This is a genomic window from Bacteroidales bacterium, from assembly GCA_031275285.1.
Lineage (GTDB): Bacteria > Bacteroidota > Bacteroidia > Bacteroidales > UBA4181 > JAIRLS01.
In genome coordinates this window covers 1-12458 of sequence record JAISOY010000214.1, presented here as the reverse complement: position 1 = coordinate 12458, position 12458 = coordinate 1, and the positions used below count along the sequence as shown (strand labels likewise).

Here is a 12458-nt window from a genome sequence, read left to right as displayed (position 1 = left end):
ATATTTATTATGTATTTTAAATTCAGGGCTTTAAAAACAATAAATCTCCATTTTTTCTGTGTTTTTAATCAAAAATATTAATCGAACTCAGGTTGATAATTATCCAACTGATTGATTCGGGTTCTGATTTTCGTCAATAAATGCAATGCGTCGATATCAAGCGTTTGGACGCTATACTGTTCACCTGCGGACATAAAGACCATACCGCAGGATTGGACGATGTGAGGACATATAACTACGTGTAGCAAAAGCTAATGGATATATGCGAAAAAAGAGTACGGGAAGTATTGAAGAAAGAGTTTGCTTTTTTTGCGAAATGGAAATATCCCTGAATGCTGGAATTGAACATACACACAATTTCAGAAAAATCGTTTTGGGTTGATCATGTGCAGATTATCCCTATAGAAGTCATGCATAAGAGTCTTCCTATACCGGATCCCCGTATCGGAAATATGGTTTATATCACAGATGCAAACCATATCTCATTACACATATCAGTCATCAATTGGATTTTTTACAGAGAAATAGAAGTAATATTACCGAAAAATCTGAGTCCGTTATACAACGGACCAGAAATTTAAAGTTCTAGGATCTGAGTTCAAAGTTCAGTCTTTCCTGATAGGAAAATTGTTGCCGTTTTTGTACTTCAGGAAAAGTACTTTAATTTTGCATTATACTTTTTGTATCATGTAGTGAAAATGTTAAAATTAGAATGCCAAGACACTTATTTGTGGGATAGTTTTCGTGATAGCGATCCTGATGCTTTTTCACGCATTTATAATTTACATGTCCAGGCGCTTTATCAATATGGTTCGAAGTTAACACCCGATACGGGTTTTGTAATGGATTGCATTCATGATCTTTTTGTCGATCTGTCTAATCACCGCAGCACTATCGGTACTACAGATAATATCCGGTTTTACCTGATCCGTTCGTTAACACACAGAATGATTCGTGCTATGAAAAGTCATAACAAAATCAGGCATGATACTATCGATGATTATCCCTTTCTTCTGGAGGCTGCTTTTGATGATACGCTGGATGAACAGGAAACCACCCGAAAGAAACGTCATTATCTACGAGATGCTCTTAATGAGTTGCCTTACAGGCAAAAGGAAGCTATTTACCTGCGTTATATTAACAATTTTAATAATGAGGAAATTGCACAAATTATGGGAATCAACTATCAGGCTGTACGAAATACGTTGTATAAAGCTATTGAAAATCTACGTAAAAGTATTTCAAAAGAAGACTTTATCTTGTTTTTAATGGTTTTAAGACCCCATCAAACCCTCCCCTTTTTTTAAAGGCCTAGTCAGTTACACTCGCTGCAGATTTTGGCCGCCGATTGCTGTGTGATAATTTTTATCGTACACTGTTTTTTTTGGAAAACAAGCCATTTAGTCAGAAAAAATAGCTATGATTGAAAAACTGCAAACTATAAAAAAAACGAGAAATAAAAAAAGTTTATTTTCAGAGGTTACAAATTTATAATTGATGTCTTTTTAATTATAGACAATGGATAAATACAAAACATATCAATGTGCGGACTTTGTTTCCGACCAGTTGTTTATTGACTGGGTGCACAATCCTGTACCTGAATCTGATGCATTTTGGATGACATTTACAGCATCGAATCCCGGATTGAAACATGAAATAGATGATGCACGGCTTATCATACAATCTATGAAGTTTGAGGAAAGCGAATTGACCGATACTCAGATAAAAAACTTGTGGTGCAGAATAGGTGCAGATAGTCGACGGAAAAGTCATTCAATTAAGCGATACCTGATTGCCAGTGCGGTATGTGCTGCCTCGGTTGCTTTATTATTTGGTGTATGGCAATGGATGAGCAAAAGAGGATTATCGGATGAAACCGTAGATCCGTTGATTCAGTTTGCAGCAACAGTTATACCCGTGGAAATTACCAGAACAGAAATACAAGTAGTACTGGCTGATCAAACCCACTATATGGTTGCTACAGAAAATGCAGATCTTCATTATGATGAAAAAGGACAATTGGTTGTCAATACTCAGGAAGTGATACGGCAGGGAATAAATCCGGAGAAGACAGATGAAGTCAGCTTTAATCAAGTAATTGTTCCGTGGGGTAAACGAACTACCGTAACATTTGCCGATGGTTCCAAATTATGGCTGAATGCCGGTAGCCGTGCCGTATACCCTGTCGAATTCACAGGTAAAAAACGCGAAGTATTCATTGAAGGCGAAGCATATTTCGAAATAGCAAGGAATGAAGCTAAACCTTTTATCGTAAAAACCAGCAGTAATGTGGAAGTAACAGTATTGGGAACTAGTTTTAACGTAAATGCATATCCTCGGGAAGATAAAACAGAAATAGCTTTGGTAAACGGTTCGGTACAGGTAATCAATAAAAACCGGCAGGTAACACAGTTACAATCTGATCAGGTAATCAGTATCCATAACCATACGGCTGTACAAGAAGTGAAAACCATCGATATTTATGACTATATCTGCTGGAAAGACGGGCTGTTGCAGTTTAAAAGCGAAAATTTGGAAATAATTTTACGTAAATTGGAAAGGCATTATGCTATTCCGGTTGTTATCGAAACTTCACTTAAAGAAGACATCATTTCCGGTAAATTGGATATGAAAGAAGATATCGTCGACGTGCTTGAAGTTATTTTAATATTAGCGCCGATTCAATATAAGTTAGAAAATAATCAAATATTCATTTATAAAAAATAAACGCCTATGATAAAAAAAACCGGATAATACCCACATATTATCCGGTAAGAAACAAGTTTTAACCTATTGCTTTAGAGTATAAAACCAATTTTTAATTAAAAATTAAAAACAAAAATATGAATTATTTTTTAGATACTATTCCTAAATACGGAGAAGTTTATAAATTATTGCTGATAATGAGGTTTACAATAGTGTTGATGATTTTTTCTACAGGCATGCTTTGGGCAAGCAGTACATATTCGCAAGATACTAAGTTATCTCTGAAAATGGAAAATGTTACTATTCGGCAAGTATTCGATGAAATTGAACGCAACAGCGAATTCATTTTTATTTTTCGGGATGACGCTGTGGATGTTAGTACTAAGGTAAATCTAGATACAACGGCTAAGTCTATCGATGAGGTGTTACAAGAAGTATTCAGAGCGACCAATAACCAATATAGGATCGTAGACCGGCAAGTTATAGTGTGGAAAAACAAAGAAACCGACAACTTATCAACTTCAGCTATGCAAACACAGGTAGTTACCGGCATTGTTATCGATGCATCCGGAGAGCCTATCCCCGGAGCAAGCGTGGTAATTAAAGGTTCAACCAAAGGTGTAGCTACCAATTTTAACGGACGTTTTGATATAACAGTGCCGCACGATGAAGATGTTGTTCTGGTATTTTCTTTCATCGGATTCCTTGCTCAGGAGGTGCCGGTAAAGGGACAAAATCATATTGAAATAACATTACTGGAAGACTCTCAGCAAATAGAGGAAGTTGTAGTTGTAGGTTATGGGACACAAAAGAAGGCTTCTGTGGTTGGATCTGTGCAAAGTGTTCGTCCGTCGGATCTCAAAGTGCCAGCTTCACAGCTATCTACGGCTTTTGCCGGACGTTTGTCCGGTGTAGTTGCCGTACAACGTAGCGGACAGCCCGGAGCTGATGGTGCCAGTTTTTGGATCAGGGGAATATCTACGATCAGTGACCTTACTTCGCCGTTAATCATTATTGATGGAGTACAAGTAGGTACTAATGCTCTGAATGCTCTTGATCCAGAAGTTATTGAAAGTTTCTCTGTTCTTAAAGACGCCACAGCTACGGCGCTATATGGTACCCGGGGAGCGAACGGGGTAATGCTTGTGACTACCAAATCGGGTGCGAACTTGGCAAAACCGATCATCAATGTCCGGTTTGAAACTGCGATGACATCTCCTACCCGAACACCAGAAATTGCAGACGGTGTAACCTATATGAAAATGTACAACGAAGCGGTAACAAGCCGTCCTTCAAGCGGGATTCCATATTCCGATGCTAAGATAGCGGGCACGCAGGCCGGGATAGATCCTATTTTATATCCGAATGTTAACTGGTACGATGAGTTGTTCAAAAGCTCTGCTTGGAATCAGAACCTCAACTTCAACATACGTGGCGGAGGTGCAAAAATGGATTACTTCCTGAGTGCATCTGTCAATCATGAAACGGGAATGCTAAAAGATCGAGGTAAAAATTTCTTTTCTTACGACAACAATATCAATATGTGGCGGTATGCATTCCAGAACAACCTGAATGTACATGCTTCAAAAACTACTCGTGTCGGTCTCAGGCTGAATGCTCAAATGAGGTCATATCACAGTCCGGCAACATCTATCACAGATATCTTTGCAAATGTAATGAAAAACAATGCTGTGGATTGTCCTGTTCTGTTTCCCAACGATCCCCGCGAAAATGTATTGGTTGAGCGTGACCATGTGGCATGGGGTGGAATGAGCAGCGCCGGTATGGCTTCTGAAAATCCTGTCGGAAACATGACTAAGGGTTACGCTGACGATTTTCAAAGTACGGTGATTGCCAATCTGGATTTTGAACAAAAGCTGGATTTCGTCACCGAAGGCCTTTCATTTAAAGCATTGGCTTCGTTCACAAACTACACCCGATCTACAGTAACCCGTAACGGTGGTTATAATCGTTATTATATTGATACGTACGATGTCGATAATCAGGGAATTATGACCGGCTATACATTGGCTTCAACCAGTAGCCCGTCGGCAATAGTCCTTTCCACTTCAGGAAGTAATTCCGGGGACCGCAGGATATATATTCAGGCAATGTTCGAGTATGACCGTACTTTTGCCGGAAAGCATAATGTGTCGGGAATGGTGTTGTATAATCAGGATCAAACCGACATTAACAATCCCTCAAATTTGATGAACTCATTGCCAAAACGGAAGCAGGGGATTGCGGGACGTGCCACATATTCGTATAAATACAGGTATCTGATTGAAGCTAACTTCGGGTACAACGGTAGTGAGAATTTCGCAAAGGGACATCGTTACGGTTTCTTCCCTTCAATAGCTGCAGGTTATATTATCAGTGAAGAACCGTTTTGGGAATCTCTGAAAAACACAGTCAGTAATTTCAAAATCCGCGGCTCGTGGGGTAAAGTTGGTAATGAAGCAGTTCGTAGGCAGAATTCTTCAGGGGAATGGGAAGATGTACGTTTTGCATACATGTCGGAAGTTTCTTTGCAAAGCAGTGCATCATATACCACCGGTGTTGACCAGAATTATTCCCTGAGCGGACCTACCTACAACCGGTTTTTAAATGAAGCCGTTACATGGGAAGTCGGAAATAAACTCAACCTTGGGGTCGATATCCAGTTATTCCGTTCGCTTAATATTACACTGGATGCTTTCCGGGAAATCCGTGACGGTATATTTATGGCACGCAGAACCATTCCGAATTTCATGGGAACATCCGGTACGGAAATCTATGGAAATCTTGGAAAAGTGAAGAATAGAGGGTTTGACTTTTCGGTTGACTATGGCAAAAACTTCTCTAAAGACCTCTATCTTTCAGCTATGGGAACCTTTACTTATGCAAAGAATAAGATAATGGAATATGATGAACCTGACTTTGTACAGTATCCCGGAAAATCGAGAGTGGGACATTCCACCAACCAGTCCTTGGTATATATTGCCGAACGTTTGTTTATCGACCAGGAAGAGATAGACAATACTCCTACCCAGTTATTGGGAGGAAATGTAATGGCCGGGGATATCAAATACAGGGATATGCCTGATAAAGAAGGAAACAGCGATGGACGTATCGAATCTAATGACCAGATATATTCAGGACATCCCACAGTTCCTCAGATTGTTTACGGATTTGGTATTTCTGGGAAATATAAGAATTTTGACGCTTCCGTATTTTTTCAGGGAGTAGCTCAGACCACACTGATGATGTCGGATTTTCATCCGTTTGGCACCAGCACTACCAATAATGTACTGCAGTTTATTGTAGATGATTACTGGAGTCTCGACAATCAGAATCCCTATGCAGCGTATCCGCGCATCAGCAAGGAAGATATCGCCAATAACTCGGTAGCTTCTACTTACTGGCAGCGTGATGCTTCTTTTCTGAAATTGAAAAATGCCGAAATAGGCTATACCTACAAGTTTTTCCGGGTATATCTGAGCGGATCTAATTTATTGACTTTCTCAAAGTTTAAATTATGGGATCCCGAACAGGGTGGAGGCGCCGGATTCAAATATCCGACACAGCGTGTGATTAACGTCGGTGTACAGGTAACTTTATAAACACTAAAAATACATCAAAATGAAAAAATTATATATATACTTACTGGTAATATTGACCATAGCCGCCGGATGCGACTATCTGGATATTGTGCCGGATGAAACGCCGACTGAAGAAGACGCATTTAAAGATAAGGCAGCCGCCGAGCGGTATCTCTATTCGTGTTATAGTTATTTGCCGAATTCGCGTCTTGGTGATAAATCCCTGGATTTTTTCACTGCCGACGAAGTGGTAACAGCATTTGAACACGAAGCTTTTGCCGATTTTCCGAAAGGTAATTATACGGCAAACAATCCTATCATTTCTTATTGGAACACCTTGTTTCAGGGAATCAGGCAATGTTATCTACTATTGAATAATATTGACAAAGTACCGGGAATGTCGGATAATGATAAACAGCAATACACAGCAGAAACCCATTTTCTGATTGCTTACTATCATTTCCTGCTGTTGAAATGTTACGGGCCTACGCTTTTGATCAAAGAACTTCCCGATTTGAATACTCCTGTAAGTAACTATCCCGAACGGGCGCCTTATGATGAGTGTGTGGAATGGATTGCCGCCAAGTTCGACGAAGCAATTGCAGCCGGATTAAAACCGGAACAAACAGGAAATGCTTATGGAAGAGCCACAAGCACGGCAGCTTTGGCTATTAAAGGGCGTATGATGTTGTATGCCGCTTCGCCGTTGTTCAATGGTGCAAAATCGTCGGTAGCTGAAACCGATGATCTGAGCGGAACGTATGCCGACTTCAAAAATGAAGCCGGACAACAGCTGATCAGCACAACCTTTGACCTTACAAAATGGGAACGGGCAGCCCAGGCCAATTTAGCAGCGATACAAGCCGCCGAAACGGCAGGGTACATATTATATCCCGGCACTCCGGTAACTACGGCTATGCCTTTGCCGGACGATCCCATTGAACGGACATTGCGCCTTACAATTACTGATAAATCCGGTATGGAAATTATCTGGGGCGATACCCGTAAGGAAGGAACCTACGATTTACAGAACAAATCAACCCCGTTCCGTTCGGGAGCTTCCTGGTGCGGGATAGCACCTACATTAACCATGCTGGAATTCTTTTATACCAATAACGGGTTGCCTATCGAAGACGACCCTGCATTTGACTTTGCAGGACGGTACAATTACAGTGCCCAGTCTAACGGAAACGGCAACACGCTGAATTTGAACCAAAACAGGGAACCTCGGTTCAATGCATGGATAGCCTTCCACAATAGTTATTACGAAATTAACAGGGATGATGTTTTTAAAGAACTGACCCAATTCCGGAAAGACGATAATTGTGGAATCAAAAGCCGTACCAATAACTATTCCCCGACAGGATACCTCAACAAAAAAGGAGTGCCTCCTCTGTATTCGCGTAATGGCACATCGGGTTCCATTGTCGATTATTATTGGCCGCTGGCACGTCTGGCGGAACTTTATCTTAATTATGCTGAAGCTTTGGTAGAACTTGACAGGTTGGACGAGGCAAAAACGTACATCGACAAAATCCGTACCCGTGCGGGATTGAAAGGCGTAGACGAATCATGGGCAGGTACTGGCATTACCCTTAATCAGGATAAAATGCGGCAGATTGTCCGTCAGGAACGAACCATTGAACTTTATCTGGAAAATCACCGGTTCTGGGATGTACGGCGGTGGTTGTTAGGGCGCAAATACTTTAATGTCCAGGCAAAAGGCATGAATATTAACGGTACTGATGATGCCAGTTTCTTCAACGTTACCGAAGTCAACTTTGCCAGAATATTCTATTCTCCCACGCATTATCTGTTACCTATCCCCAGCGGGGAAACGGACAAAAGTGCCAAGTTGAAACAAAATCCCGGGTATTAAAACCATAACATGTAAATAAGATGAAAATATTATTGAATATTCTATTTCCTGTTGTTTTATTATCATTGTTGATAACAGGATGTGATGATGATTCGGATAAAATAACTCCCTCCGATATTTCTGCAATAACGTCATACCCGCTTCCAGGAAAAGTAGTGCTCAAATGGCAGGTTCCTGCCGATTCGGCATTGGATCATGTGCGGATAAGTTACCACGACCCGATAAAACAGGGAACCATACATAAAACAGTCAGCAGATATAATGATACCATTACCATAGATGGCCTTTTGCAGAAGCATGGGCCGGTAACTTTCAGTTTGCAGTCTATAAGCGAGACCGGTACCGGCGGAACAAGTCACACGGTATCGCAGGAGCCGCAACGAGCAACCATAACGTATTATGTGGAAGATGAAGAACCCATCAACCTGACAATAGGCCAGATTTTTACCAATAATACACCTTCAGGCCATGGTGTGGCAGGCATGTTGGATGGCGATCTATCCACCATTTACCAGTCGCAATGGAATCCGGCAGTCGATCTTCCCCATGTACTGGATATTTTTCTAGATGAAGAAGTACAGACGATCAAATTTAAATATACTAACCGGAACGATAATACCAACGGAAAACCGGAAATTATTGATGTAATGACCAGTTCCGACGGACTTGAATGGACATTTTTTGAAACTATTGGATCAGGGTTACCCAGTGCTGTAGGGGCTTCTTATGAGTCCAAATTTTTTATGATTATTAACCCAACCCGGTATATCCGGTTAAGTATTTCGAAATGCTACAATAATGACCAGTTTTTCAGCATGGCTGAATTCGGTTTAATCAAAGGTGATTTGGGTGTAGTAGATCCTGAAAAATAATACGATTATCGGATACAAAAAGTTAAAAAATGTCATCGCGGGAGTGTATCAAAAGTATCGGATAAGTATCATTGCGAAGAGGAATGACGAAGCAATCCGGCTTTGCACAAAACTTAACCGAGAACAGTATAAAACCATGAAAAGGTTACTTTCAGCGAAATCGTTTCGGATTCGTACCCCGCTGCCGCGATGATCATAACCAACAAAAATAATTGACAAACAATAAAACAATGGAAAATAAGAATAAAATATATCATATGATATGCGGCATTTGCATGATCATTCTCATGCTTTTTATTATCAACTCATGTAAGGATGACAACGACGATCCGTCATTATCAATTTCAGCCACAGAACTTAGTTTTGATAACGCGGGAGGTTCCAAATCCCTCACTCTGACTTCTAATGTGATCTGGAAGGCTACAGTAAATGAAGAGGCCACATGGTGTACTATAACGCCATCGGGGGGAAACAAAAACAGTGACGGCAACTTGGCGGTATCGGTAACACCTTATACCGACGCCGGTGCGGCCCGTACGGCAATCATCACATTTACTACTACAGATCTGGTGCCTCAGGTGGTTACAGTAACACAAACTTCTCCTGATCCGACTTTCGAAATAACTCCAACATCTCTTGATTTTGAAGGTGATGGTGGCGATAAAACATTTTCCATTACCAGCAACATGTCCTGGACAGTCGAAGTTGAAGCCGGAAAAACGTGGTGCAACGTGAATTCCGGAGCCGGAAGCGGATCGGCAACTGTTACGGTAACAGCCGATTTCGCATCTGTAGGAGAGGATCGTTCGGCCACCATTACGGTGAAACCCGGAGTAGAAGGTATTGCCAACAAAACCGTAACTGTCAGTCAGACTGCAAACAGAGCGGTATTGACTCTTTCTACGAATGCACTCAATTTCGCAGGTGAAGGTGAAGTGCTTCCACTTGCCATCACCAGCAATGTTCCGTGGACAGCTACAGTTAATGAAACAGACCAGTCATGGTGTACCATCAATCCGGTTAGCGCCGAAAGTTCTGTAAATGCTACCGTAACTGTAGGTGCAACAGGGATCAACCAGCCGCGCAGCACTACCATAACCTTTACGGCAGAAGGTATTGATCCGGTAATACTTGTTGTAGAACAGGCTGCCCTTACCCCAAAATTCGAAATTTCAGCTTCGTCGCTTGGCTTTATGACTTCAGGTGGCACAGGTACGCTGACCATTACTAGCAATGTGCCGTGGACAGCTGCAGTTGAAGTCGGGAAAGGATGGTGCACGCTTTCGGAAAACAGCGGCGACGGATCGACAGAAATAACCGTTACAGTAACTTCGATGAATGACATGGATAAGGCGGTAATTACATTTACTCCGGAGGCATCATTGCCAACCAGCAATGTAACCGTAAGTGTTGGTAAGCTGATAACACTTGCAGCCGCAAATGTTACCTCCAATAATCAGCCTTCAGCAGGATATAGCGCATTGTTTGATGGTGGCGGTGGCGTCGGAGGCCATTATCAGTCGCAATGGCGTGATCCGGCAAACATCAATGGAGTTGACTATCCATTGCCGCCTATGCCTCATTGGTTGGTGTTCGATCTGGGTAATAATATTTCCGCATTCCGTTTCCAGTACTGGACCAGTGCATCACAGGCGAATTCCAAACCGGCCGAATTTGAAGTGTTCATCAGTGCCGATAATACAAACTGGACTCTCCTGAAAACGTATATCAGCAAAGAATTGCCTGTTACAGGTTTGGGAGAACAATTCGATTCGGATGTATTTTCTTCAGCAGCACTATTCAGATATGTGAAATTAAGCTTTTCAAAAACAATAGTGAATAATGCTGTGTCAGAAAGTGGCCCTGTTTGTATCGGAGAAATGAAATTCTACGAAATGCCGCAATAGGAGGCATTATTAACAAAAGTGGTTCTACGATTCTGGGAACCACTTTTGTTGTATTATCCGGAAGTCAGTCATCATGAAAACCAATATCATCAGAGTAATCCTGTTCGTAGCATTATATAGTTTACCTGTACACCAGGCAACTGGTACGATGTACGAAACTATCATGCAGCGTATCCGCGATAAGCAGTTTGCTTCAGTAGCAAGTATAACAGCTATCGTGTCGAGCACTACCGGCTATATGAACAGTCTCAGTGCTGATGGTTCGTGGTCCGACATCTACTATGCCAATAATGCTCAGACTGACTGGACGCCCATCAGCCATTTGGACAGGTTGAAAACAATGGTATTGGCTTATACGCTTCCCGCCAGCAGCTATAATGGTAACACAGAGTTGTATACAAAAATCGCACTGGCGCTTACTTATTGGTATGACCGCCATCCCACAAGTACCAACTGGTACATGCAACAGATCGCCAGTCCGCAGCGGGTGGGTATATTGCTGATACTGATGCGAGGCGGAACAACGCGGTTACCGTCGGATCTGGAAAATAAACTGCTCAACCGTATGGCAAGCGAAGGTGGGCGTCCCGATCAGGACGGATCGCAGGGAACAGGCGCCAATAAACTGGACATTGCCACTCATTGGGTATACCGGGGATGCCTCACCGGAAACGAATCGGTTCTTTCCTTTGGTGTTCAGCAAGTGTATTATCCTTTAATATTGACCACCGATGAGGGGCTGCAACATGATTTTTCGTACCAGCAACACGGTAAACAATTATATATCGGAGGATATGGTGATGTGGTGATTAGCGGTACCGTCAATATGGCATTGTATACCGAAGGAACTCCTTATGCACTTCCCGATGATAAACTGGAACTGTTGAGCGACTACACCCGCAAAACCTATTTGCCAGTGATACGCGGCCAGTACTTTTTATACAATGTCTCTGGACGGAGTCTGAGCCGTCAGGGCGCTTTGTTTCAATCAGGCTTTACCTCAACGATAGCCGGTCTGAAAACGATTGATCCTGAACATACTTCCGAATATGATGCAGCCATCAGCCGGTTGAACGGGTCTCAGACCGCAGGTTATGGATTGCAACCTGTCAACACCCATTACTGGCGAAGCGATTATACCTTGCATACCCGTCCCGGATTCAGTTTTGATGTTCGTATGGTATCTTCACGCACCCTGCGCAATGAGAATGGAAATGGTGAAAACATCAAAGGTTATTTTCTCTCGGATGGAGCCACCGATATTGCTTTGAAAGGCGATGAATACGTCGATATTTTCCCTGTCTGGGACTGGACAAAGATACCCGGAACCACTGCGCCTGAGATGGCTTTGATACCCCGTCCCGCAGAATGGGGTACTGCCGGGAACGCATCCTTTGCCGGCGGAGTATCCGATGGCGTGTATGGCGTCAGTGCATACTCATACAGGGATGTCAGTTATAGCATCAACACCATTGCACAGAAGGCATGGTTCATGTTCGACGATGAAGTAGTA

Annotated in this window: 7 protein-coding genes; all 7 read left to right on the top strand. The window is 42.2% G+C overall.

The window, feature by feature from the left end:
• Window positions 1–698: 698 nt before the first annotated feature.
• Window positions 699–1307: a sigma-70 family RNA polymerase sigma factor gene (locus LBQ60_21265; GenBank protein MDR2040454.1), complete on the top strand. Its 609-nt coding sequence runs from the start codon at window positions 699–701 to the stop codon at window positions 1305–1307.
• 211 nt (window positions 1308–1518) lie between these two features.
• Window positions 1519–2727, top strand: a complete 1209-nt coding sequence (locus tag LBQ60_21260) for a FecR family protein (protein ID MDR2040453.1) — start codon at window positions 1519–1521, stop codon at window positions 2725–2727.
• 116 nt (window positions 2728–2843) lie between these two features.
• Window positions 2844–6308: a TonB-dependent receptor gene (locus LBQ60_21255; protein MDR2040452.1), complete on the top strand. Its 3465-nt coding sequence runs from the start codon at window positions 2844–2846 to the stop codon at window positions 6306–6308.
• Between the two features lie 19 nt (window positions 6309–6327).
• Window positions 6328–8166: a RagB/SusD family nutrient uptake outer membrane protein gene (locus tag LBQ60_21250; protein ID MDR2040451.1), complete on the top strand. Its 1839-nt coding sequence runs from the start codon at window positions 6328–6330 to the stop codon at window positions 8164–8166.
• 20 nt (window positions 8167–8186) lie between these two features.
• Window positions 8187–9038, top strand: coding sequence for a DUF4959 domain-containing protein (locus LBQ60_21245; GenBank protein MDR2040450.1), 852 nt, complete (start codon window positions 8187–8189; stop codon window positions 9036–9038).
• 230 nt (window positions 9039–9268) lie between these two features.
• Window positions 9269–10945, top strand: a complete 1677-nt coding sequence (locus tag LBQ60_21240; GenBank protein MDR2040449.1) for a discoidin domain-containing protein — start codon at window positions 9269–9271, stop codon at window positions 10943–10945.
• Window positions 10946–11018: 73 nt separating this feature from the next.
• The coding region (locus tag LBQ60_21235; GenBank protein ID MDR2040448.1) for a chloramphenicol resistance protein at window positions 11019–12458 on the top strand (1440 nt) is incomplete at its 3' end.